Origin of the sequence: Acetobacter papayae (genome assembly GCF_047721125.1) — a bacterium.
In the GTDB taxonomy this organism is placed as follows: Bacteria; Pseudomonadota; Alphaproteobacteria; order Acetobacterales; family Acetobacteraceae; genus Acetobacter; species Acetobacter papayae.
The window spans coordinates 73,019-97,638 of sequence record NZ_JBDNWF010000003.1; the positions used below are offsets into that span (position 1 = coordinate 73,019).

Annotated in this window: 23 protein-coding genes; 8 read left to right on the top strand and 15 right to left on the bottom strand. The window is 58.7% G+C overall.

Going from position 1 to position 24,620, the window contains the following annotated elements:
* The first annotated feature begins 7 nt into the window (after positions 1-7).
* Complete coding sequence (locus tag ABF757_RS01915; RefSeq protein WP_234394963.1) at positions 8-715, top strand: response regulator transcription factor; 708 nt, start codon at positions 8-10, stop codon at positions 713-715.
* 79 nt (positions 716-794) lie between these two features.
* On the opposite strand, the gene ABF757_RS01920 is transcribed toward ABF757_RS01915, so the two are convergent.
* Positions 795-1,463: a flagellar hook assembly protein FlgD gene (locus tag ABF757_RS01920; RefSeq protein ID WP_415480756.1), complete on the bottom strand. Its 669-nt coding sequence runs from the start codon at positions 1,461-1,463 to the stop codon at positions 795-797.
* Between ABF757_RS01920 and ABF757_RS01925 the strand changes: the two genes are divergently transcribed.
* Entirely contained in the window at positions 1,444-1,641 is a 198-nt protein-coding gene (locus tag ABF757_RS01925) for a hypothetical protein (RefSeq protein WP_415480759.1), read from the top strand. The genes ABF757_RS01920 and ABF757_RS01925 overlap by 20 nt on opposite strands.
* Here the strand turns inward: ABF757_RS01925 and ABF757_RS01930 are convergent.
* From ABF757_RS01930 to flhA, 9 genes are all read right to left on the bottom strand, one after another.
* Complete coding sequence (locus tag ABF757_RS01930) at positions 1,631-3,460, bottom strand: hypothetical protein (protein WP_415480703.1); 1,830 nt, start codon at positions 3,458-3,460, stop codon at positions 1,631-1,633. The genes ABF757_RS01925 and ABF757_RS01930 overlap by 11 nt on opposite strands.
* A 36-nt stretch (positions 3,461-3,496) precedes the next feature.
* Entirely contained in the window at positions 3,497-4,387 is an 891-nt protein-coding gene (motA, locus tag ABF757_RS01935; protein WP_025860152.1) for a flagellar motor stator protein MotA, read from the bottom strand.
* 117 nt (positions 4,388-4,504) lie between these two features.
* A complete protein-coding gene (locus ABF757_RS01940) occupies positions 4,505-5,668 on the bottom strand; it encodes a flagellar motor protein MotB (RefSeq protein ID WP_415480704.1) in 1,164 nt (387 codons plus the stop codon).
* 18 nt (positions 5,669-5,686) lie between these two features.
* Complete coding sequence (locus ABF757_RS01945) at positions 5,687-6,439, bottom strand: hypothetical protein (protein WP_025860154.1); 753 nt, start codon at positions 6,437-6,439, stop codon at positions 5,687-5,689.
* 173 nt (positions 6,440-6,612) lie between these two features.
* Positions 6,613-7,038, bottom strand: a complete 426-nt coding sequence (gene fliJ, locus ABF757_RS01950) for a flagellar export protein FliJ (protein ID WP_415480705.1) — start codon at positions 7,036-7,038, stop codon at positions 6,613-6,615.
* Positions 7,035-8,495, bottom strand: coding sequence for a flagellar protein export ATPase FliI (gene fliI / locus ABF757_RS01955; RefSeq protein WP_415480706.1), 1,461 nt, complete (start codon positions 8,493-8,495; stop codon positions 7,035-7,037). The genes fliJ and fliI overlap by 4 nt, the downstream gene beginning before the upstream one ends.
* Before the next feature lie 40 nt (positions 8,496-8,535).
* Positions 8,536-10,290 carry a DUF1217 domain-containing protein gene (locus tag ABF757_RS01960; RefSeq protein ID WP_415480707.1) on the bottom strand — a complete coding sequence of 585 codons (1,755 nt, stop codon included), beginning with the start codon at positions 10,288-10,290 and terminating at the stop codon, positions 8,536-8,538.
* A gap of 171 nt (positions 10,291-10,461) precedes the next feature.
* A complete protein-coding gene (locus ABF757_RS01965; protein ID WP_415480708.1) occupies positions 10,462-11,349 on the bottom strand; it encodes a hypothetical protein in 888 nt (295 codons plus the stop codon).
* A gap of 15 nt (positions 11,350-11,364) precedes the next feature.
* The gene (gene flhA / locus ABF757_RS01970) at positions 11,365-13,452 is read right to left on the bottom strand and encodes a flagellar biosynthesis protein FlhA (RefSeq protein ID WP_408735023.1); all 2,088 of its coding nucleotides are present in this window, start codon (positions 13,450-13,452) and stop codon (positions 11,365-11,367) included.
* 383 nt (positions 13,453-13,835) lie between these two features.
* Between flhA and ABF757_RS01975 the strand changes: the two genes are divergently transcribed.
* Complete coding sequence (locus ABF757_RS01975) at positions 13,836-15,398, top strand: glycosyltransferase family 9 protein (protein ID WP_415480709.1); 1,563 nt, start codon at positions 13,836-13,838, stop codon at positions 15,396-15,398.
* 40 nt (positions 15,399-15,438) lie between these two features.
* Here ABF757_RS01975 and ABF757_RS01980 read toward each other — a convergent pair whose 3' ends face one another.
* Positions 15,439-16,308 carry a transglycosylase SLT domain-containing protein gene (locus tag ABF757_RS01980; RefSeq protein WP_415480710.1) on the bottom strand — a complete coding sequence of 290 codons (870 nt, stop codon included), beginning with the start codon at positions 16,306-16,308 and terminating at the stop codon, positions 15,439-15,441.
* Positions 16,309-16,516: 208 nt separating this feature from the next.
* Between ABF757_RS01980 and ABF757_RS01985 the strand changes: the two genes are divergently transcribed.
* Genes ABF757_RS01985 through ABF757_RS02005 form a run of 5 tightly spaced genes read left to right on the top strand, consistent with a single transcriptional unit; the run spans position 16,517 to position 19,764 of the window.
* Positions 16,517-17,725: a flagellar basal body P-ring protein FlgI gene (locus ABF757_RS01985; protein WP_415480711.1), complete on the top strand. Its 1,209-nt coding sequence runs from the start codon at positions 16,517-16,519 to the stop codon at positions 17,723-17,725.
* A gap of 3 nt (positions 17,726-17,728) precedes the next feature.
* Complete coding sequence (locus ABF757_RS01990; RefSeq protein ID WP_025860160.1) at positions 17,729-18,049, top strand: rod-binding protein; 321 nt, start codon at positions 17,729-17,731, stop codon at positions 18,047-18,049.
* Positions 18,046-18,474 (top strand): flagellar protein FlgN, encoded by a 429-nt coding sequence (locus ABF757_RS01995; RefSeq protein WP_025860161.1) that lies wholly within the window; start codon positions 18,046-18,048, stop codon positions 18,472-18,474. Before ABF757_RS01990 ends, ABF757_RS01995 begins: the two co-directional genes overlap by 4 nt.
* 51 nt (positions 18,475-18,525) lie before the next feature.
* Entirely contained in the window at positions 18,526-19,236 is a 711-nt protein-coding gene (locus ABF757_RS02000) for a glycosyltransferase family 25 protein (protein WP_415480712.1), read from the top strand.
* 18 nt (positions 19,237-19,254) lie between these two features.
* Positions 19,255-19,764, top strand: a complete 510-nt coding sequence (locus ABF757_RS02005) for a hypothetical protein (RefSeq protein ID WP_415480713.1) — start codon at positions 19,255-19,257, stop codon at positions 19,762-19,764.
* Positions 19,765-19,823: 59 nt separating this feature from the next.
* On the opposite strand, the gene ABF757_RS02010 is transcribed toward ABF757_RS02005, so the two are convergent.
* The 4 genes from ABF757_RS02010 to ABF757_RS02025 all read right to left on the bottom strand — a co-directional run bounded on the left by ABF757_RS02010 (position 19,824) and on the right by ABF757_RS02025 (position 24,414).
* Positions 19,824-20,579, bottom strand: a complete 756-nt coding sequence (locus ABF757_RS02010) for a DUF6468 domain-containing protein (RefSeq protein ID WP_415480714.1) — start codon at positions 20,577-20,579, stop codon at positions 19,824-19,826.
* Positions 20,580-20,656: 77 nt separating this feature from the next.
* Positions 20,657-21,874 carry a flagellar motor switch protein FliM gene (gene fliM / locus ABF757_RS02015; protein WP_415480715.1) on the bottom strand — a complete coding sequence of 406 codons (1,218 nt, stop codon included), beginning with the start codon at positions 21,872-21,874 and terminating at the stop codon, positions 20,657-20,659.
* A 74-nt stretch (positions 21,875-21,948) separates the two neighbouring features.
* On the bottom strand, positions 21,949-22,464 hold the full coding sequence (locus ABF757_RS02020) for a flagellar basal body-associated FliL family protein (RefSeq protein ID WP_415480716.1): 516 nt from the start codon (positions 22,462-22,464) through the stop codon (positions 21,949-21,951).
* Between the two features lie 252 nt (positions 22,465-22,716).
* The gene (locus ABF757_RS02025) at positions 22,717-24,414 is read right to left on the bottom strand and encodes a flagellar hook-basal body complex protein (RefSeq protein ID WP_025860164.1); all 1,698 of its coding nucleotides are present in this window, start codon (positions 24,412-24,414) and stop codon (positions 22,717-22,719) included.
* Between the last annotated feature and the right edge of the window lie 206 nt (positions 24,415-24,620).

Below are 24,620 nucleotides of genomic sequence, written 5' to 3' on the forward strand. Positions count from 1 at the left end.
CATCACCATGTCCGGGCCGGAAGGGGTGGCGGAAACCCTGCGCCGCTCACATTACGACATTGCGGTTCTGCAACAGGCCCAACCTGATACGCGCCTTATCAAGCATGTTCGCAACAGCCGCGTGCCCACACCCGTTATTGTCATTGCCCAGGAAACACCGTCCCGCAAAGTTGCGGATGTGCTGTCTGTCGGTGCGGATGACTGCGTACCCGCCAGCATAGACCCCGTGGAACTTCTGGCCCGCCTGCGCGCCATTGTCCGGCGCATTGGTGGCCATGACAGCATGACCCTGCATATTGGTCGCCTGACTGTCTGCGTGGACCGCCGTGAGACACATATCGACGACAAGCTGGTACCGCTCACCCGGCGTGAATACGATGTAGTGGAGCTTCTGGCCCTCAGAAAAGGACAGGTTCTGAGCAAGGAAACCGTGCTGGATAGCCTGTACGCAGGCGAAAGCGAGCCTCATGGCAAGGTCATTGACGTGATGATCTGCAAAATTCGTAAGAAAATGCGCAAATTCGGCGTGGATGATCCGTTCACCACCATGTGGGGTATTGGCTACCGCCTGAACGAGAAAGCCTTCGCTCCGCTAGGTACCCGCGCCACCGCCAAAAACAGCAACACCGTGCAGAGCGCCAAGGAAACCTGCCTGCCGGTACGCTCAGGTATCAATATCCTCAGCAATGCCAACCCGATGGATATCATCCGTTAAGTCGCCAGCAAGCGTCACGGACAATAAAAAACGGCGGGACAAAGTCCCGCCGTTTTTCTTTCACCGGTAGCGTCTGATGTCAGCTTCCGGTGGTCGAGCTGCTTGTGCCGCTCGAAGAACTGCTGGTGCTGCTGGACGAGGTGCTCGTCTTGCTGGACGAAACATTGGTAACGCTCGACATCGGGATCGTGGCGCTGCCGAGCTGAACCTGCATGTCGGAGCTGCCCTTCTGAATACCCGTAATGGTGCCGGTAACCGAGAAGGCCACATCCGACGTAGTGCCCGCGGAATCCACCGTCTTGACGGACACACTGTATGCCCCGTCGGAAAGCTTGTTGCCGCTGTTATCGGTGCCATCCCATGTCCAGGTATTGGTGCCGCTGCTGGCCGTAGCCACCACATCCTTGACGATGGTGCCAGAGGAATTGGAAACGGCGATGGCCACTGTCTCGCCCGATGTGCCGGTAAAGCTGAGCGATGCGGAGCTGTTCTGCAACGGCAGCGTTGTGCTGGTAGCCGTAATGGTATCGCCCACCAGAGCCGTATCCGTGCTGAGCTGGCTGTCCTGATTGAGAGAAATCAGGGAGTCGAGCTTGGTGTTGGTTTCAACCTGCTGCTGCACACCCGCAAACTGCGCCAGTTCCGAGGTAAAGCTGTCAGAACTCATCGGGCTGCTGGGATCCTGATTCTTCAGCTGCGTTGTCAGCAGGGTCAGAAAGGACGTGTAGTTGGTGGCCAGCGAATCCAGCGACGAGGTCGAAGAAGAAGAGCTGGAACTGCTGCTGCTTGACGACGACGAATTCGCACTCGCCTTGGCCGCAGCTTCTGCCGCCTGGAGCGCCTTGTATTCGTTGGTAACGCTTGTGGACGATGTGGTTGTCATCGGCTCATTCCTCTTCCTTACCGCCCCGCCGTTCAGGCGGTAATATTAATACCGCTGCTGCCCTGCATGGCCCCGCGGGCAGTCGTGCTCGTAGCCTGCGTGGTGCTGTCCACCGCGCTGTCAGATTGCGTGCCGCCCGATGCCACGGTGGCACCGTAAGCCTGCTGCCCACTCTGCCCGGCACCATTCCCGGACTGGCCACCAGAGAGCGTGCCGCCATAAGAGGCGTTACTGCCGCTCCCGTCCTGATTATTCCCGGCATCACCACTGCCATTGCTGGCGCTGACGACATCGATCTTCAGGTTACTGACATCCACACCCGCCGCATTCAGAGCGGCCATAAGCTCATGCTTGTTGGCCGCCAGATGCCGGGCTGTCATTTCATCAGAACTCTGTAGGACAACGCCCGATGTCACGCCATCAGTGCCCGTCAGGCGCACATGCACCGGCGTTGAATCATCGGTCATAACCGTAAGGGAGACGGAGGTGGTTCCATCTTCAGACTGCTGAGCAAGCAGGCTGTTGGCTCCATCGAGCTTTTCGGTATCCGTGCTTTCGTTCAGTGCACTGGCTGACTGCGCCGTGGTTTCAGCCGTCGTCGTGGGCTCGAGCGAAAATTCTGTAGTCGTCGCCCCTACCCCTGCGGGCAGATGCACATCCGTTGATATCTGGGAGGCAAGCGCCTGTTCGCCACTACTGTCAGACTGACCATCAGATGTGCCGGAATGACCAGACGCGCTGCCATTCATCGCGGCAGCAATAGCCCCCACACCGCTGAGGGAAATTGTTGCGCCCCCCGTACCGGTCGCTGAAGAGCCGGTTGCGGAAGAGGCACCCGTCGCCAGCGCGCTCTGCACATCACGGCTATCGGCAGCCACCAGCGTTGTATCGGTCTGTGCCTGAGTATCCTGACTTTGGGCAGCATCCGCCGCAGCGCTCAGACTGGCCGAAAGATCGGTGGGAGAAACGGTGCTGCTGGAATCCTGCGTGCCACTCTGCGCGGCCGCTGCTGCCATTTTCTTGGCCAGCGCCGTATCAGCAGCACTTGCTGCCGTATCAGTCGTTTGCTGGGTTGACGCCGCACTCTGGCTTGACTGGTCCTGCGAGCCACTGAGAGCCGCCAGCAGATCAGCGGCACGCCCATCGGACTGCGTGGTTTGAGCTGCTGTGTCAGTCCCGGCCTGATCAGACTGGGCCTGCAGATCCTTCACGCTAGCCTGCAAAGTAGCTGCTGTACCCGCCTGAGCGGCGGCTTTGCTGTCACCCAACTGGACTGTGGCCGGAGCGGCCTGTTGCGTCAGTTGCGTGGAAACAGCGGCCTGCTGCTGTAACGCCAGAGCGGACAGGGCATCCTGCGTTTGGGACGTAGCACTGTCTGTGCTGCTGTCATCCTGCTTCTGGGCCGTTTTAGTCGTACCCTTGGTACCGCTTCCAGACACCGAGGTGCTTGCGGACTGAGCCGCAGCCTGCGTGCTGCTCTGTGATGTCGCGCTTTTCGTGTCGGAGGCTGAGGCTGTCGTCTTGCTGGAGCTATCGTTACGCGACGCACTCTGAGTGTTCTGCGTATTGCTGGCCGTATTACTGGCGCTGTCACTCGAAGAGGAAGAAGACGATGCCGAGAAACTGGTCTGGCTCGCGCTCTGATCCGTGCTGCTGCTCTGCTGCTGCCCACCCGAATACTGGGAAACCGACTGCAACACAGAACCAAAAGAAGGCTTTTGCGCAACGGTGGAGGATGCGCCTGCTGTCAGCAAGGAGGCAAGACTGGCCTTGTTGGAGGACAGGGCCGATGTCAGCCCCATCAGTGCATTTTCCTGCGCCTGTTCTGAAAGACTTGTCGTCTTTGCTGCCGAGATACCCATCAGACGCTCCGTTGCTCCAGCCCAGTTATAGCGGCATCAGGCTGCCGCTGCCTGAGCTGCCTGCTGGCTTGACGATTCAGCCAGCACCGCATCGAGTTCGCTGAACGACGGCATAAACGCATGCGGAATATCCTTTCTGCCGATTTCAGCGCTGACCTGCGGCGGGCTACCCTGAAGATGCGCCACAAAGACAATACGGATAATGTCTTGGTAACGACCATCCTGCATTATCACATCTTTCATGCGGGCCGCCAGTGGCGCGACCACCCCATAGGAAAGAAGCACCCCTAGGAACGTACCCACCAGCGCGCCTGCGATCATTTCACCCAGAATGGCGGGCGGCTTACTGATGGAGGCCATGGTTTTGATAACACCCAGAACCGCCGCTACAATACCCAGTGCGGGAAGGGCATCGGCAATGCTCTGCAGGCTTTCTGAAATATGCAGTTTTTCGGACAAATTCTTTTTCAGTTCGCGGGCCATTACCTCGTCCAGCTGGTAAGGCTCTTCCATGTTAAGGCTGACCAGACGCAGGTAATCGCAGATCATGTTGCGCGTTTCCACGTCGTCACGCACGCGCGGCGCCAGAGCAAAAATGCTGCTTTCGCCGGGATTTTCAACATGCTCTTCCAGCGCCATGTTACCGCGCGCCTGCGCCAGACGCATGAAGCGGAACAGCGTCACCAGCAGTTCCAGATACGACTCCTTGTTGTGGCGCGGGCCACCCAGTGTCAGCTTCAGGTCAGACAGAAGCTGCTTGAGCGCATCTTTCGAGTTGGACATGACAAAAATGCCAGCCGCGGCGCCAAGGATGGTCAGCAGTTCGAACGGCATGGACGCAATCAGCGGTGCCAGCGCCCCGCCTGAGGCCACAAACGAACCGAAGACGCAGAGCAGCGAAAAAATAAGCCCCCCGATGAAAAGCATTAAGCTGTCTCCACTTCCATCCATTCACGCCGCGCGGCCCACACGCCGGGGCGACAATTAAAACCTGTGCTCATATATTCCACGGCGGCCAGAAGAACCGCCATGTTTTTGTTAATCTTATTGAAGGCCAACCGGAGCCACTGCCTGCCCTGCATCCTGCCCGTCACCCGCCTTCTCTGGCTGTGCCGTTGCCGCAGGCGTTTCAGCAGCCGGAGCCGGAGCTGCCGCACTGTCCGGCGAGGCTTCGGCTGACGGCTGAGTTGCAGAGGCCGGATCGAAAGCCGGATCTACATACCGTCTGTGCATGATCAGCACTACTCTTCTGTTCCCTGCGGCAGCCGGATCGGCCGGCACTGCCAGTTCCCGATCTGCCCGGCCTGAAACATTAACGATATTGCCATCCGGGTAGCCTGCATGCACCAGCACTTCACGCGCATGGTCGGCCCGCAGTGCTGACAGCGTCCAGTTGGACATGCCCCACTTCTTGCCCGGACGATAAGCCGCCGCATCGGTATAGCCCACGATGGACAGTTTTTCCGGCATGGGGGCAAGCCATGCGGCAATTTCACCCAGCATCTTGCGCCCAAGCGGGTTGGGAGCAGCCGAGCCCGTATCAAACATCGGGCGGTTCTGGGAATCCTTCAGCTCAATACGGATATCATCCCGCCCGACCCGAACCGACATATTGGATACGGAAGCCTGTAGATCAGGCTGCTGCTGCATAGATTTTTCAAGCCCCTGCACCATATGCTGCAGGTTGGACTGTTCCGCTGCCGCAGCGGCTGTGGGTGAACCACCCCCCACATACCCCACCTGCAACCCCGCACCACTCTGCGGCCCACCAATGGGTATGATGCTCGGATGCGAGGAATTGAGCTGCGCTCTGATACCGGCGGTAATATCGACAGAACCATCGGCCTGGGGCCCGGTCTGCTGATATTCATGCGCACCGGCCTGCTTGTCCTTTGGCACCTCGGATGTTTCGCCATCCTTGATCCGTTTGACCGCCTCGCCGCCCGTCATGGGAGAGGGGGTCGTATCAAGCATTTCGGATGTCGGGGCGACATGGGTATCGCGGTCAGCCATGGGGTTAAAGAACTGGGCAATACCCTTACGCTGTTCATCCGTTGTGGCGTTGAGCAGCCACATGACAAGGAAGAACGACATCATTGCCGTCATGAAGTCGGCATAGGCGATCTTCCACGCGCCGCCGTGGTGGCCTTCGCCACCGCCGTCATCGCCGCGCTTGATGATAACCGGGGGTTTGTCGTTTCTTGCCATGGGGCGCTACCTCGGGCTTCAGCCCGCCTTGTGATGGGCCAGACCAACCCGCCGGGAAGGATCACCCCGGAAGGAAGCCCGCCCCGCATGGGTCAGGGAAATGGACGTATCCAGCCAGACTTCGCCACCAATGGCGCTCCAGCGGCGGCAGAACGTAAAGTCTTCGCTCAGATACGTGCCGGTTTCGGGGTCGATGCTGCCATCGAACAGGGCGTGGTATTCGGTATCGCCCCCGCTGCCTGCGGCATCAATCCGGCGGTAGGTGGTTTCAGGGTAGCTCTTGATAAGCATGCCGATAGCCTTGCGGCTGATCATCATGAAACCCGTACCCGCATAACGCGTTTTGAGCAGCGGACCCTTTTCCCAGGTCTGGTGCATTTCATCGGTTTCACCCACGTACCGGAGCGACGCTGTTTCATGCCCTTCGCCACGCAGCACATTTTCCTGGGTATCCTTGTCCCAGAAACGCTGCTTGATCGGATACATACCCGCGACCACGTCCTTGTCCGCTGCCAGCAGGCGGGCGGGCGCTTCGGCCGGGAAACCGATATCCGCATCAATGAACAGAATATGCGAGGCATCGGAACGGGTATAGAACTGGTGCAGCAACGTGTTTCTGGCGCGGCTGATCATCGCGTCGTCACCAAGAAGGGACAGCGTCATCGGCGTCTGCATGATGCTGGTGCAGGCGATAACGGATTCCATGTATTCCTGCGTGACCATTCCCCCGTAACATGGGGTGGCAATAAAAATCTTCGCGGTCTGTTGCATGCGCTTTCCTAATCACTCACGGCCAGTAAAACTGGTGCCCTACCCGATCATATTGCGGTTCGTGTAACCAGCGATAGCCGTGCAGGCCTACTTTCTCAATAACGAAACATCTTTTCCTCAACCCTCGCACCCGGTGACGCACCGCCCTCGGGCATGGCGGGCCAAACCTCCCCCTATCCGAACATATTCCTTGCCCGACGCGACAGGTCATCCACCTCGTTCTGCTCCCGGCGGGCCTCTTTCTCGCGCTCTTCTTCCTGCCATCGGGCCAGCACAGCCTCGGCAGCTTTCAGGGCGGCGTTGGCCTGTGTCAGCCCTGCACGCGCCTGATCGGTTACGTTCTGTGCCTCCAGAACCAGCCGGTGGGCACGCTCGATAGCCTCTCGCCCGGCGGGCAACCAGTCGCGGAAATCTCCCAGACTGGTCCGCCCCGCACTCACCTCGTGCTGCTCGTTTTCCAGCTGCTGCCTGCTTTGTGCAAGCCGCAGCTCGGCAGCACGTTCATGAGCCAGCACGCGCCCCAGTTCGGCACGGGCCTGATCCACCTCCGTCTTGCGCAGGCGGATCAGGGACTGGAGCGCGCGGGCCCGGGGATTCATCCAGGCACCTCAGCCACAGACAGCGCACCACGCAAAGCATCAAAACTTTCCGCCAGTGTTGCCTTTTCACCCCGCTGCTGCTTCAGCACGTTTTCAATCGCGGGCGCGACACGAATGGCCCTGTCCACCTGCGGATCATTGCCGGGGCGATAGGCGCCAAGGCGCACCATGTCCTGCATTTCTTCCCAAGTCGAAAGATCGCCCCGCGCTTCCTGCACCAGCGTATTTTCTTCCGGCGCGTTGCAGCCCGGCACAGTACGAGAAAGCGAGCGCAGCACGTTAATGGCCGGATAACGCCCGGATTCCGCAATCCGGCGTTCCATCACCACATGCCCGTCGAGAATACCGCGCACGGCATCGGCCACAGGCTCGTTATGGTCATCCCCTTCCACCAGAACGGAGAACATGGCGGTCATCTGCCCGGCCTTGCCCTCTGCATCCATCAGGCCGGGGCCTGCGCGTTCGAGCAGTCTGGGCAGTTCTGCAAACACGCTGGGTGGATACCCACGGGTAGCCGGCGGCTCCCCTGAAGACAGGCCAATTTCGCGCAGCGCCTGACAGAAGCGGGTTACGCTATCCATCAGCATCAGTACGGACTTGCCCTGATCACGGAAATACTCCGCCGCCGCCATAGCCGCATAAGCGGCCTCGCGCCGCATCAGGGGCGAGGTATCGGACGTGGCCACAACAACAACGGACTTGGCCAGACCTTCCGGCCCCAGATCGTCCTCGACAAATTCGCGCACTTCGCGCCCGCGTTCACCCACAAGGGCTATAACCGCCACATCGCACGCCGTGTTACGCGCAAGCATGCCCATGAGCGTGGATTTACCAACACCAGAGCCTGCAAACAGACCCAGACGTTGCCCCTCGCGGCAGGTCGCAAACAGGTTCAGTGCCCGCACGCCCAGATCGATCCTCGGCCCAAGGCGCGCGCGCATGGCGGCTTCCGGCGGGGGAGCATGGAGTTTCTGCACCACTCCACCGGGGGTAAGCGGTCCTTTGCCATCCATGGGGCGACCCATGGGATCAATCACGCGGCCTTTCCAGGATTCATTGACCAGCAGGGTTCCCCCTGCCCGCCGCCGCCGTTCCTCTGGGCCAAACATCTTGAACGAAGCCCGGCACCCCGAGCCAATGCCTTCGAGCGAACCAAACGGCATGGCGATAGCAATATCACCCTGAAACGCCACAATTTCAGCTTCGGTCTCGCGCCCGTCCAGCCCAAGCACCCGCACACGGTCGCCCACGCCGGTAAAATCACGCAGGCCGCTCAGCGAAATAGAAAGCCCGGAAAGCCCGGTAACACGACCTTCCAGCACCCCGATGGGCACTTCGTCATGCTGTTGCCCCACCGCACGGCGGATAGCTTCAAACACATCGGGCACGGCAGTTGCCTGAGCGGCTGCATCCTGCTGTGGCTCGGCACCTTCGCCCTTGATTGCGTCAGGCCCCATTAAAGCCGCACCGGAACAGATACACCCACTCGCCTATACCTTAGAACAGGGCAGAGTAGAGGCTGCTCGAACCGCTGGACGAACTGCTGACATCAAACAGCGCGGCAATGCCTTCACTGCTGTTGCTACCGCCGAACAGATCCATCGTGCTCAGCGCATCGTCAGAAGACTGTGGGTTAACCTGCAGCATCGCCAGATACTGCTCGGCATATTTCTTGATCCCATCAGCTGTTTTAAACTGCGAGAAATCAACCTTGCCGGTCAAAATCTGCACCTGCTGGCTGTAATCAAGTGCACCGATCTGGTCCGGGTCGTAACCCAGAACCGTTTCCACAACCTTGGTCAGCGTTGCATCCGACATAAGCTGGGTGAGCGAGGTCACACCACTGATATTACGGGTAAAATACAGCGCATTACCCACGCCATCCTTCTGGTTGGCTTTGCTCTGCTCGTATTGAGTCTGCTCGAAATCATCCACTAGCGTAGACATATCCACACCATTGTAGCTGGTGGTGGTGCTGCTATTGCTGGTGAGAGTAGATTCCGTAGCTTTCGTAGTCATGGACAGGGTGGGAGAGTCCAGATTGACCGAATAGGTCACGCCGCCCATGGTCGCTGTCAGGGCCGGAATCTTGTCCGTGGACATTCCGTTAACCTGCGACACACTGCCCGTGCTGTTAAAGGAAACCGTATAAACGGATGCGCTGGTAACCGACGTTGAATCATACGGGTTAACCAGCGACACGCTCCAGGTGGACGTGCCTGTCTGGGTCCATTTAACCGACATGTAGTTGCGTACAGAAGCCGGAATGCTGTCGCTATCATCCAGTGCCTGATCAGGATCAAGCGGCGAGGAAAGATAGGACTGGCCCGTACCCTTGGTCGTACCCAGAACAACCGAACTCATGGTGAGCGACGTACCCGATCCGCTCAGGCTATCCGCCTGCGACGTGCTGGTTGTCTGCGTATCGCTTGTAGCCATGACCGTACCGCTGTCGGTGCTATTGACCGTGCCCAGAACCAGCTTGATGTTCTGCGATGTACCGTCGCTATCCGTCAGCGTAACGGGAATAAAGGCGGTAGAGCCGTCATCCGATGACGTGACAATGCTTTCGCCCGAAATCGCGTTGGAAACAGATGCAATGGAACCATCGGTATTGAAGGTAACGCTGTAGCTGTTGTTCGCAACCGCACCATCGCCATCCGCATCATAGGCGCTGACAGTCCATGTCAGGGGGTCGCTGCTGCTGCGGGTCCACTGGAGTGCCACATTGGTGGCATTACCCGATGAATCATACGTGGTCACGCCAGCCGTCGTATAGCTGTCCTGGCTGCTGGTAGAGGAAGGCAGCGTGGCTGTCAGGGTAAGCTGGGTCGTTTCCGTCGGGGTTGAGGCGACACTGACCTTGCTATCATCCGTTGTGAAAGGCGAAACCGTGGAAACGCCATCATGCTCGCTCCACACAGCAAAGGCCTTGGCAAAGGCCTGCCAACTCGCATTACTGGATTTGGATGCAAGCGACGTGGAGGAAGACGGGTCCTGCGTGAGCAGATCCTTGATGATTGCTGTCTGGCCCGAGAGCGAACTAAGGCCATAAGCCCCCAGCACCACCTGCAGAACCGAATAATTTTTCAGCAGCCCATCGACTGTCGTGATCGACCCCGCATCCTTCTCGAAGGTTGCGACCTCGTTAGCCGTAACGGAATCAGTCTTGGCGTAGTTCTGCGCGGCCGTGGTCTCGTCCTTCTGGGCGACGAGATAACTCGTAATGGGGGAGACAGTGCTGATGGCCATCCATCCAATCCTTTATCCCTGACCGCGACCACAGGCTTAACGCCCAGAGGCTGCTTACCCTTATGGCGACTAACATAGGCTGGTTAACAAGAGGTTAAGCGGATCGTCTCCACCCCCTGCCTGATCACGGAAAATCACATGCTGGAAAAACGAGGCTACCCGAATGGTATTCTAGGCTGGCACAACCATGAGCCGACGCGCCAGCAAGGCGGCATCGCAACGAGTCGCTCCACCCCGCACGGAAGGTGAATACCCGGCATAAGTCAGCGCCAGACCACAGGCAGCAGCCGTAATAATACTGCCAATACGCCCGGCCTGATCAAGCTTGGTAGCAATCATCCGCTCTGCACCAAGCTGCCTGTAAGCGGCGGCTGTATCGGCCGCCTCCTCCGCATCCATGCCGGCAGGCAACACCACAACAGGCGAAGCACCGGTCTGCCCGAGCACCTCACCCACAACAGCAAGACCACCGGGGGCGTAAACACCCGCTTCGGGCATATCAAGCAGCACTGGCTGCGTGGCCTCCTTGCGCGCCATGACGGCCTGCACCGCTTCGATATTCGCGGCACGGAACACTGGCACACCGTAAGGCTTGAGCCATGCCGTCAGCTGTGCAGCGCCCTCCAGCTCGGCATCACACGCAATGACAAGCGGGGCGGCATCCACATGACGTTCGCGCAGAACGTGAGCAACGGCCATTCGGGCCAATGCCAGTGTCTGCCCACCACCTGATGGGCCACAAAAAGCCAGAGGGGTAGTCTTTTCGAGCGCAAGCGGCGCGAAGGCCAGCAACCGCCCAAGCGCCCCCGGCAGATCTCCCTCCGACAGCGCTTCTGCCAGCGGGACTGGCACAGAATGCCATGCCAGCACATCAGGTAGTGTCATCCCACTAGGGACGGGAAAAGGCTGCCGCGCGCTCACCCAATCCGGCACAGCGGCAGCGCTATCGGTCTCGCGCCCGGTATCCCTTACACGGGCATTACGTCGGCCTATGCCCGCCTTGCGAGTGCGCTGGCGCCCCTGCACAAGCTCGGCACGCGGCAAAACCTTATCCATCATGCGTTACGCGACAGGTCATACAATAGTGGCAATCGTCTTGATTTTTGCGCGGGGGTAGATTTCCGTCTGCGCCAGCACCGACACAGTCGGGCGCACCCGCTCCACGATCGAACGCATGGATTCACGCATCGGGGCGGATACGACAACCACCGGCACCTCGCCATTGGTCGCCAGAGAATTGAAGACCTCTCGCAGGCTGGCGACAAACCGGTTGAGCACGCTAGGCGGCATAGCCAGACGCCGTTCCTCACCCTGCCCGGTCAGGTGCGTGAGAAACTCGCTTTCCCAGTCAGGGGAAAGCGTAATCATGGGAATGTAACCGCCCGGCCCCATCAACGCGTTGCAGATCTGCCGCGCCAGACGCACGCGCACATGACTGGCAATGGCGGGCACGGTACGCATACCAAGGCCACTGGCCTCCTGAATGCTTTCCAGAATAGTCGGCAGATCGCGGATAGAGACACGCTCAGCCAGCAGCGACTGCAAAACCCGCTGAATGGTGCTGAGGGTCACCTGCGAAGGCACGAGGTCATTCACCAGCTTCTGCTGCTCGCGCGGCAGGTCATCCAATAGGGCCTGCGTGGCTACATAGGTCAGCAGATCAGGCAGGTTCTGCCGCACCAGTTCGCTCAGATGCGTAACCATGACACTGGCCGGGTCCACCACCGTGCATTTCATGGCGATGGCCGTGTTTTTCATGGCCGTATCAATCCATACGGCAGGCAGACCAAAAGCGGGCTCGGTCGTTTTATCACCCGGCAAGGGCGGGGCTGTGCCCGCAGGGCTCATGGCCATAAGACGGCCAGGCTTGACCTCGCCCATGCCAATCTCGATTTCCTTGAGCTTGATCACATACCGCTCAGGCGGCAGCAGGATGTTGTCCTGAATACGGATAGGCGGCGTAACAAAGCCCATTTCGGTGGCGATTGTCCGGCGCAGCGCCTTGATCTGCTCCGTAAGCTGCGAATTATCACCCGTTGTCAGCGGCAACAGGCCAAAGCCCAGTTCAAGCCGCAGCAGGTCAAGCTTGAGCACATCGGAAATAGGGGCCGTGGTGGGCTGGGCAGCGGCAACCTCCGTCACATCCCCATCGGCATCCTTGGTGGGGTCGTTGCGGCGCATCCATGCACCAGCACCGGCCACGACAGAAATTGCCAGAAACGGCAGCGCTGGCAGGCCCGGCAGAAGGGCAAAACACGCGGACAGCACCGCCGCCATAGCCAGAGGCTTGGGGTTACCCGCAAGCTGGCGCACCAGCGTTACGTCAGCCGAGCCATCCGTGCCACCCTTGGTGACAACGATACCCGCAGCGGTAGACACCAGCAGCGCCGGAATTTGCGAGACGAGACCATCACCCACAGTCAGGGTGGTAAACGTGCTGGCCGCCTCGCTCAGCGGCATTTCATAGCGCAGGACGCCAATAGCCAGACCGCCGACAATATTAATGGCCGTAATGATAATGCCTGCGATCGCATCGCCGCGCACGAACTTGGCTGCACCGTCCATGGCGCCGTAGAAAGCGCTCTCCTCTTCCAGTTCCTTACGCTTCTGGCGGGCCGCGCGGTCGTTGATGGCACCGGATGAAAGGTCCGCATCAATGGCCATCTGCTTGCCGGGCATGGAGTCCAGAAAGAAGCGTGCCGCAACTTCGGCAATACGACCCGACCCCTTGGTGATGACCATGAAGTTCACCACCAGCAGGATACAGAACACGATCCCGCCGATAACGACATCGCCCCCCATCAGAAAGCCGCCAAACGCCGCCACCACATGCCCGGCAGCGTAAACACCCTCGCTACCATGACTGAGGATGAGACGGGTTGTGGCAATTTCAAGCGAAAGACGCAGCAGTGTCGTCAACAGCAGCAGCGTGGGAAAAGAGGTGAAGTCCAGTGGCCGCTCAAGGAAAAGCGCCACCATGAGAATAAGCACCGAGGCGGTAATGGAAACGGACAGGCCCATATCGAGCACGAAAGTGGGCAGTGGAATGATCAGGATCGACAGCAGCAGCAGAACGCCAAGCGCCAGCCCCACGTCGGTGCCCGGTATCAGCGTCTTGCCAACACTCTTCCACGGCAGGTCGCGCCAGCCACCATTGCGCAGCAAACCGGCCGACCGCCCGAATTCGCGCGAGGCGTCCACCAGCTTCTGACGCGCGGCAGTACTCTGCGCCACCAGCTTGTTACCAGCCGATTTCCGGGCCGGGGTGCCTTCGGCTGTATCCAAGTTTCACGTTTCCCTTAAAATGACCTGTCGTGCCATCATGGCGCGCTCCATGCCTTCCCTGTCGGGGCTGATGGAACCTCCGTGCAGGACACGGACACTCTTTTCCTATCAGAAAGCGCCGCCATCACCAATGCAGAACTACGCTCTGGCGCACACGCTTTCCCGCACGGCACCACCATGACAGAACCATGCTCTTCCGGTTATGGTATGGTGCAGCACGAACCTCCCGCCGGTTCGAACAGAGACAGGACACATCAAGCATGACGGCTCAACCGGGCGCAGAGACCGCTTCCGTTACCGAAAAAGAAATAGAGGACCTGAAGGCCCATCCGACACCCCACAGCCTGTATGGCGTTGGTGTTAAACTTTTTCTGGAACAGCGGGGCACGGAAGCCTTTCCGCTCATTCTCGACATTGTCGGCAAGCATCTTGATGACACAACCATGGTCGCTGCCGCCGCCAGCATGCTGTGGGAATACACGGCCCGGCATGATGTGGTGGTGATTCTCATGCGCCATGTCGTCCAGCGCGAGCCCTATAACCTGCCCGCCAAGCTGTCTCTGGCCAATTCCCTCATTACCACTGGCGAGGAAGCCGAGGGCTATGGCCTGTTCGCGACACTGATCGAACAGAACCCCACACGCCGGGCTGACCTGTGCGAGAACCTTTCCAAAGCGTTGCTAGATACTGGCCGCCTTGATGAGGCCATCAGAATTCTAGAGTTCTGGCACCAGACGGGCGAGGAGACCTTCGCTCTTGTCAACAACATGGCCTGCGCCTTGCAGAATGTCGGCCGCTCGCGTGAAGCGCTGCCATGGTTCCGCCGTGCTGTGGAACTGGCAAATGACAAGAAGCGCCCCGCCTTTGGCTACGCCGTCTCGCAGATCAAGGCCGGAGATTTCAAGGAAGGCTGGCACAACTACGCGCAGCGCGACCCGATTGTGGATAACGAGGCGTGGTGGTTTATCACCCTGCCCCGCCTGCGTCAGGGCGATGATGTCGCGGGAAAACGGGTCATCCTGTATCAAGAACAGGGCTTTGGCGACACGCTCCAGTTCATTCGCTCCGCCGCATGGCTGATCGAGGCCGGGGCTGACCTCACCATCACCGTACCCCGTCCGCTGGTGCGCCTGCTCGCCCAGTCCTTCCCCCGCGCCACCGTAAAAGAAATCCGCAAATTCGGTGAAAACCGCGAAGAAGGGTACGACTGCTCGGCGCCCATTCCAGACCTGCCCTATATTGTGGGCGTTGTGTCAGACGAGACCATTCCGGCCAATATTCCCTACCTGCGGGCAGACCCTGCCGATATCGAAAAATTCGCTGCCATGCTCCCGCCCGGTCGCCCCCGTATCGGGTTGGTCTGGGCAGGTGCGCAGCGCATCAAGGCTGAATTTGTCCTGACCGACCGGCGGCGCTCCAGCAACCTGCAGGATATGGCCGCCGCCCTGACACCGTTAGACGCCACCCTTGTCAATCTCCAGTTCGGCCCCCCGCACCAGCAGATTCTGGCATGGGAAGGTCAGCCCATTGCCGACCCCATGCGCAGTGTGAACGACATGGCGGATACGGCTGCCATCATGGAAAATCTGGACCTGATCATTTCGGTGGATACATCGCCCCTGCATCTGGCAGGTGGACTTGGCCGCCCGACATGGCTTGTCAGCCGCAGGGATGCCTGCTGGCGCTGGCGCGACGAAGGCGATACCACGCCATGGTATCCCGGCATGCGGATTTTCCGCGCCAAGGAACTGTCATTTATCCCGACATGGAAAGAAGTCGGCGCTGCCCTGCACGAATGGGTAGCCAACTGGAAAGCGCCGTAAACTTCCAAAACTGCCCCCTTAAAAAACGGGGGCGGGCTTCTCAGTCCGTTGCGAACTTGCGAGGAACAGCCAGCGCAACGGGCGATGCCCGATAAGAGGCCAGAGAGCGGCCCCGCAGCCCTGCCGTGGCAGGCTTACGCGCCACAGGCTCCGAAAAACTCCGCATACCCATAAACGGGTGAAAGACCTGTGCAGGAGCGGGACGCTCATCAGAAGCCACCTGCTCGCCCCCCTCAGAGGGCTTGAGGATCGTGGGCTCACGGCTCGCGGCTGGCAGCACGGGCGAATTAAACAGGGGCGAACCCTTGGCCAGCAGCCCACTGCCCGTCTTATGCTCAGCATTGGCTGGCTCGTGCCCATCCTGCGGAACAGCCCAGGCTTCCAGCACCTTCCACTGATACGGCGTACCGACACCCGGTGTCTGGGAATGATAGGCTGCGGCGGCACGAGGCCAACTTCCCGTCTTGTCGTACATCTGCCGCAGGAACAGGCCAGCATACTGTGCGTTGCGCACCGGATCAAACGCTAGCTCGACCGATGGAAAAGCATCCGGGTGCTGTTGCAGGTTGATCTGCATACAGCCCACATCCAGAGAGTTTACCCCCTGATCGCGGAACGCCTGCACGGCGGCCACGGCCTCCTGCTTGCTCTGGTAATAATGCCCCACACCGGCGGCAGTAATGGTCCATGGCCATGGCGCAACCACGCCATCGGCCTCAACACGCCCGCTCTCTACCTTGCTCATGGCAAACAGAAAGCCTTCGGGTATGCGCTCGGCACGTTCAGCCTGCGCTGCTGCCGTAATGCACGACATAGCCTCGGGCGATCTGGCCTCGGCACTCTGCCCGATAGCCAGCAGCGCTCCAAGCACCATCAGGCCGAAGCGGGAATAGGGATTGAAGACGGACATGCAGCTTCCTTACAGCATTCAGGCCGCCAGAGCCAGAAAGACGGCATGCCATAATAATTTCATCATCCCGCGCGCCGTATCCGGCAGAAACCGATCTGGCGCATGGACAACTAGCCATTGAATGTCTGCGCCATGCCGAGTATCTTAATAAAGCCGTGGCCCTGATGAAAACGGCTGTGGTCAGCAATGCTAAAAGGTGAGCAGTTCTATGAGGAATCGCCTCAAGGCGAACATTGGCCCCCACAAGCGCGCCTGCTCTCCCACTCAGGGTTTTACTGCATGCCGCTGGCTTCATGTCAGATCAAAACAGGCTTTGTCCGCGCTGGTAGCGGCACTTTTCCTGACTGCTACACTCCCCCCAGCCCCCGCCCGAGCCGCCATTGTCCGTATCAAGGACATTGTCGATTATGAAGGCGTGCGAGACAACCAGCTTGTCGGGTATGGCCTGGTAGTCGGCCTGAACGGCTCGGGCGATCGTCTGACCAATACGATCTTCACCCGTGAAACGCTTATCGGCATGCTCAACCGTTTGGGCGTTAACATCCGCGACCGGCAGATCCAGTTGCAGACCCATGACGTGGCCGCCGTGATGGTAACGGCGACACTCCCCCCCTTCTCGCATGGGGGTGGGCATATTGACGTCACCGTTTCCGCTGCGGGCGATGCCCGCGATCTGACCGGCGGCACGCTGCTGGTTACCCCCCTGCAGGCAGCCGATGGTGAAGTCTATGCCGTGGCGCAGGGCTCACTTGTCACTAACGCGTTTTCAGCCGCAGGGGCCGGGGCCAGCGTCTCGCAGAACATCCCCACCAGCGGCCATATCGCCAATGGTGCGGTGGTGGAACGTGAAGTGCCAGTCTCGCTCGGTTCGGGCGGGCTCATCCATCTCTCGCTCCGCAACCCCAATTTCACAACCGCGACCCGTATTGTGGAGGCTATCAACCGCTCCATTGCCCGCAACATGGCCCGCGTTGAAGACCCCCGCACCATCGCCATCAACCTGTCCGGTCGTGATCCAGCCCAGACCCTGTTCCGCATTGGCGATCTGACGGTCGAGCCCGATACCATGGCCAAGGTGATCGTGGATGAAGCCAGCGGCACCATCGTCATGGGTGATAATGTGCGTATCAGCACGGTGGCCATCGCACAGGGCAACCTCACGATCCAGATTACGGAAACGCCGCAGGCTTCCCAGCCGGGGCCGTTCTCCAACGGCACCACCGCCATTCTGCCGCGCACACAGATCAACGCCAGCACGGGCAGTTCGCAGCGGCTGGGTATCCTGCGTGAAGGGCCTACGCTGGCCAGTCTGGTTTCGGGCATGAACGCCCTTGGCATGGGCCCGCGCGACATGATCAGCATTCTGCAGGCCATCAAGGCTGACGGCGCGCTGCAGGCCGACCTTGAGGTGAGGTAAGACATGAGTTCAGCCATTCTTTCAGCGCTGTCGAACAATCAGCAAGCGCTCTCATCCCAGTCCAGCCTGACGCCTGCCCAGCTTGAACAGGCGCACAAGGCGGCCGTGGATTTCGAAGGCGTGACAATAGGCGAAATGCTCCAGCCTATGTTCGATACCGTCGATATGTCCGATTCGATGTTTGGCGGCGGCGCAGGCGAAAAGCAGTTCCGCGACCTTCAGGTGCAGGAAATGGGCAAGCAGATCGCCAATAGCGGCGGTCTGGGCATTGCCAACAACGTGTACCGCCAGTTGCTGGCCATGCAGGAACAGGCGCAGTCATGAGCGCTACCCTGAGCAAGCAGGAAAGCCTGATCCTGCGCAGCTTTCAGAAAGTGTGCCGGGTTCTTGAAAAAGAAAACGACTTTCTGGCCGAACTGAAGTTCCAGAAAATCACCGAACTGCTGCCTGCAAAGCAGAAAGAAATCGCAGCGCTTGAAGGCGCTCTGGTCGAGCGCACGAAAATACTGGCGCAAACCGGGCAGGAAAACACAGCGCTCCCTGCAGATCTGGAAAAAGCGGCTGAAGAATTCAAAAGCCTGATCGCCATCAATCAGCAGAGGCTGCAGCAGGCTATCGACACACAGAACAGCGTCATTCAGCTTATTCTTGAAGCCGCGCAGGAAAGCATCACCGGCTATGCCGCGTCTGGTCATTACGTGCAGGACCATCGGGCGCAGGGCGCCATGACCCTGCGCAGCGACGTATAAAGCTTTTCCTGCCCACTTCTTTTTTACCTACGTGCATTTTCAGGATCATACATGGACAAGTTTTTTATCAGCCTCGACAGCGCTCCCGAACGCAGCGAGTCTTTCCAGCGCCTTAATGCCCATGTGCCTGATATTGTGCCGTTCAAGGGGCTGGACGCCACATCCGTGGATATCGCCGCCATGAAGCAGGCTGGGCTTGTTGCCGAAAGCTGCCTCTTCTCCCCCGATGCGCTCGCCAGCGCGCTCAATCATGTTTCGCTCTGGGGCACGGTCATGCGCTCCGGCACCGGTGCTTATGTGTTTAGCGACCGCACAGTGCTGTGCCGTAACTTTGTGGACGCCAGCAAGGAAATCATTGAAAAACTGCCCGCCAACTGGGACATCGTCTGCTGGGACTGGGCGGGCGACAATGTCATGCAGTATGAGCTGCTGCCCGGCGTTACCCATGCCACGACCATGTATTTTCAGGATTCCGTGCAAAAGCACGTCAAGGACTTCAACAAGGTCGGCATTGCCTCCCTGCCCTTCCGCCTTGTGCAGATGTTCGGCTTTGGCAGCTATGCCATTTCGCCCTCAGGTGCTGCCAAGCTGATCAAAAGCTGCTTGCCCCTGAATACAGAAGAAGTGCTGCATTACTGCCTAGGCGGCCAGATGCTTGAAGCAACTGACCTCAGTATTCTGATGAACCGTTACTACATGGATATCAGTGCGTTTGTCAGCGTGCCCCCACTCAGCCTGTCTGACATGTCTGCACCGGTCTGAAACCCGGAGGAGCTTCACATGCGCTTCACCTATTTCCGTGCTGATATGCCTGAACAGCGGCGCTACAGGCCTGTGGGCATGGCGTTTGCCGCCTGCCTGACACTGGCCGGATGTGCAGGCTCCCCCGCCACGCCCTATCTCAAAGAAGAGATGAAGCTGTCAGCGGCTGGTTTTGTCGCCCATGCGGCTAATACAACCGCCCGCTACGCCATGATGAATACACTCCCCCCCGGAGAGCTGACATACCGGACCTCGTCCGTTGGGCCAGTTTATGTCTATGCGGACCCCATCGCCTGCGGTTGTGTCTATATGGGATCAGACATTGCTTACCGCACGCTGGTTTCCGCGGCTGAGGCCGAGGCACGGCAGAATAAACAGAACTACAAGCCTGATTACACCCTGCCCAGCATGCCGCAAATGGCCGATGAAACCCGCCGCGATACAGCGGAATGGGACTGGAGCGCATGGTCTGCCAGCGCTGATCCAGGGCCAAGCCAGCCCCAGCATGTCATAGGCGCTTACTGGTAAATACGTTTACCTGACAGCAGGAAATAAAAAACGGGAGCGTGCATCGTAACGCGCGCTCCTTACTCTCCCTGCCTGCCCAGAAAAGTCTGTTCCAGCATCTGCATATACGGGCGTTTGCGCAGCCGTGCATTGCCCGATGCCGCCTTGCCACCAGTAGCAACCGTAGTGGTGCCACCAGCATTACCGCCAGCGTTACGCGATGCAGCAGGAGCGGCTTTTTTACCATCCCGGCTGGCCGCATCCGTTTTTTTGGTAACGGTCTCGCCCTTATCTTTCTGCCCAGACGCGGCTTCTTCCACTGCCTTGCCTGCCACGGGCTGTTCCGCATCAGCCGGATCACCGACCTGCTTTTCCAGCGGTTCTTCGCCCTGCGGTGCCGATACCTCAGACTGTTCGGCTTCCTGCGCTGCGGTTTTTTCTTCACGCAGTTGCTCAAGACGCAGATCAGCCGCTTTCTCGATCAGGTTTTCGAGCCTTTTTTCCTGAACCGGCAACTGCGTTACCAGTGCTTCCAGCCTGTCTGCTGCGGCATCCGCCTTATTGACCACACTGTCGAGTTCAACCCCGGCGAGCTTAGCCTGCTCCACCATACGGCTGAGCGGACGCCCGCTGACCTCGCCTGCAATACGCAGCTTTTCAACGCCCTGATCAGCACTTTTGACGCTGCTTTCCAGTTTTTCAACCAGACCCAGCAGGCTTTCACGGTCACGCTTGAGGTTGGACAGCACCCGGCCAAGATAGAAACTGTAGACTATTCCCAAAAACAGGAAAATCGACAGCACGACCTCAATGATCATCTGGATCTGTGTCAGCATCTGTCTGGTGTCCTTCAGTCTGACCGGATTGACGGGTTACGCATCGGATACAGACATATCCTTGCGCCGTATAGCATTTAAGCCGTTTTAGCGACGGCCTCGGCCGGGGCTGGCGTTGCAGCCGGGGCATCGGGCGCCGGGGGGTGCGGAAGATGCGGGTCTGGCGGCAGCAGACGCCGCTCTATCTTGACAGCGGAACTCCCGTGCAACTGCCCAAGACGCCCCTGAAACAACTGCGTCTGCCCGCACTGGAGCCTGACATGGATAGGCGTGCCGGCGCGATGCGGGAAGGTTATCTGCATACCGGGTTTGATACCCAGCACTTCCGCCAGCGGCACGGTTCTTTCTTCCAGCACGGCGGAAACCTCGACATCCGTTTCCATGATTTCGGATATCAGGTGATTTTCCCATATTGAATCACGACCAAACCGCTCGCCCATGAACTGCTGGGAAAGCTGGTCACGCACGGGTTCAAGTGTTGCGTAGGGGATAATCAGATCCAGATTGCCGCTACGGTCTTCCATGTCGATATGCAGCTTGGTCATGACCACGGCGTTGGACGCACGGGCAATCGCCGCAAACCGGGAACTGACCTCCAAGCGCTCAAACGCCAGATCAATCGCACAGACAGGACTGAACGCCGAGGACAGATCATCCAGCGTGAGCGTAATCAGTTTTTCGATCAGCGCACGTTCAATGGCGGTATGCGGGCGGTTTTCCGGCCCGGCATGCCCGGTGCCGCGTGGGCCACCCATAAGGATGTCGATAATGGAATAGGACAGCGAGGAATCAACAACCACAAGCCCGTAATTCTCCCACTGCACCGCTTTGAACACAGCAAAGAGCGAGGAAGAAGGAACGGTGTTCATGTAATCGCCAAAACACATGGAGCGCATGCTCTCCATCGTGATTTCGACGTTGTCATTGGTAAAGTTACGCAGCGTGGAAGACAGGAGCCGCACTAGCCGGTCGAAAACGATTTCGAGCATCGGCAGGCGCTCGTAAGCAACAAACCCTGCCTTGATGATACGCTCTATGCCTGTTTCTTCACGCACAGGGTGAGCTGAAAACGTATTGCCCAGCAGACTGTCGATTTCGGACTGGTCGAGCACATGCCCGCTCATGGAACCAGCATCATGCTCCGCATCATCGTGCTCATCCTGTGCGGAGGCTGCGGCCTCTGCATGATCAGACTCTTCGGCATGCGAGGCCTGCGTGTCCGCGCCGACATGAGCCTCATCCGTGGTTGCCTCATGCGGCTCGCCACCAGCCATCGTGTCTTCTGCATCCTGCATGTCGTTTTTCGCCACGGTTTTAATAAATTAGCCCAAATGCACCAGAAAACCCCACCCACAAAAAGACCACGGGCCTACTGGACAAGGAATTCGACAAAATACAGGTTTCTGACTTCCAGCGGCGCCAGCTCCACCCTCAGGCGGCGCATAATGGCTTCATGCAGCCGGTAAATACCGTTGCCACGGATATCCTGCGGGCGGGTTTCGTGCAGGTATGTCTGAAAAATATCCTGAATCTGCGGCACGATATTCTGCAAGGCCGCCTCGTTCGAGGCTCCGACAACTTCCACCTTGGCGGTCAGTTTGACATAAACCGGCCTGCCATCGCCACTATCAAGGTTGGAGACAATGGTGGGGATACCCAGAATGATCGGCGGATGCAGAGCATCCTGTGCCATCTTGCTATTGCTGGCCATTGTGCCGCCAACAGATTTGAAGAACCTGTCCTTCGCCCAGAAGCCACCGCCCACCAGCAGAAGAAGCACGACCACAACCACGCCGATAATGACCAGCTTCTTTTTCTTGGCCGCACCCGCATGTGCATCCGCGGCATTAGCGGCAGCTGCGCCGTCGGTTACAGTTTCACTCATTTCTGGGCGGCTCCGGTATCATGAGAACACGTATGTAGTACGGTCACTCTAGCGAGAGTTCCATGCGGGCTCAATGGCTTCGATCTGCCATGAACCGTTAAATCATGAATGAAACGACGGCTCACAGCGGCACAAAGTTCGGAACCGGAAATGTAAAACGGCCTTACACTTCTGCACGAAGCATAAAGCCGCATTACTCTGCACCAGACACAAGGCGGAAAGCCCGAAGCCCCCCGCCCGTTCAGCCCCAGCTTACTGGATCATTGCGATCGTTGCCTGAAGCATCGTGTTGGCTGATGTCACCACCTTGGTGTTAGCCGTGTAAGCTTCCTGCGCCACGATCATGGAGGACAGATCTTTCGTCAGATCGGTTGTTGAGGATTCAACATAACCGACCGAAAGCGTGCCCGTGCCATTTTCGCCAGAAACACCAATATTCGCATTACCTGAAGACGTTGTCGCCACATAAGCCTGCCCGTCCACAGCTTCCAGACCGTTCACATTGGCAAAGTTAGCCAGCGCGATCTTGCCAATCAGCTGCGTGCCGGTGCTGAACTGCGCCATCACGGAACCATCGCTGGTGATTTCCGCACCTTCATAGGTGCCGGTGGAAATGCTGTCGCTGGTAATCGCAGTGGTATCGGTATAGGGCGAAGAACTACCGAGTTTGACCGAACTGGAGGTCAGGTTCATCGTTTGGGTCGTGCCACTGGAATCCGTAAAGGAGATGCTGCCGGTGGTGGAACCATTGATGGTGTCGATGGAGCCATCGGACTTGAACGTCACCTGAGCCGTGGTCGAGTCAGACGTGGAGGTTGAATACGGGTCCACCAGCTTGACGGTCCAAGTCTGTTCGTCGTTCACGGTGGAGGCTGTCGTCGTATTCTTGGTCCATAGGGCCGAAACCGTGCTACCGTCAGACAGTGTCAGCGGCGTGGTCATGTAGGTGTCGTCCGTGCCGGTTTCCGCAGCAATATTGACCGCACCACTCGTGGAATCCATGGTCAGGGTATTGCCGGTGCCCGCAACCAGAGTGCTACCCTGCGACGTGCTGGCCGTGCCGCTGCTCGAAGTCGCAACCACTGTGCCGCTGGTGGAACCAATGCTCCCCAGATCAAGCTTGATGGTCTGGGCCACGCCGTTATACGTCGCGGTGATAGGAATTTCAGCAGAGGTGCCGGTTGTATTGGCCACAACCGAACCGGTTGCATCCGTAACCGACGTCATGGCGCCAGTGCTGCTGTCGAAGGTGACGATGTAGGGCGAAGGCGATGCGTTGCTGATCGCCCCGCTACCATCGGCATCATAAGCCTGCACAGTCCATTTGGAGCTATCAGACGTGCTCTGCGTCCATACCAGACCGATCTGATGCGCCGTGCCCGTGGAATCATAAACGGTGGTCGGAGCCGTGGTGTAGGTCTGATCCGTGCCCGTTGACGTACCCACCGTGGAGGTTGATGTCAGGGTCGTGGTTTCCGTCGGCTTGAACGTCACGTTGGAAACGTTGAGCTGCGTCAGCGTTGTGCCAAGTGTGCCGGTGGACTGATCCACCATATAGCCTTCGAGGTAATACCCACTGGTGTTGACCAGATAACCGGACTTGTCCTCATACACTTCGCCGTTGCGGGTGTAGTAGGTCTGGCCGCTGCTTGTTCCCTTGGAAACGACAAAGAGCCCGTCGCCCGAAATCGAGGTCGCCAGCGCATCGGTGCTGGTGGAGGACGTCCCCTGGTTATCCACGTGCTGGATGGTCAGGGCAGCGACAGAATCGGAAACATCGGCCGAGGCGCTGTTACCGCCCGCACCCGCCACAAAGTCCTGAAAGGCCGTTGTGGTCGCCTTGTAGCCAACGGTCTGGCTATTGGCGATGTTATTACTGAGATTGGTAAATGCGGTCGACTGCGCGTTGATACCGCTTACGGCCGTTGAAAGGGCATTGAAAACCGACATGAGCTGTCCCTGCCTTGCGCGCGCTGCTGTCCGTCCCGTCCGCTTTTCAGCAGAATGACCGTTTACCCTGTCACTATCACCCCCGCACGGGGAAAGCAGAAACCGGATTCCCGACCACACGAGCATGGAATGGCGGCTGAAACATTCCCAGCGCGACACATACTGCCTTGCGTTTGATTAGTGAGTAGCATGCCTGCCATGAAACG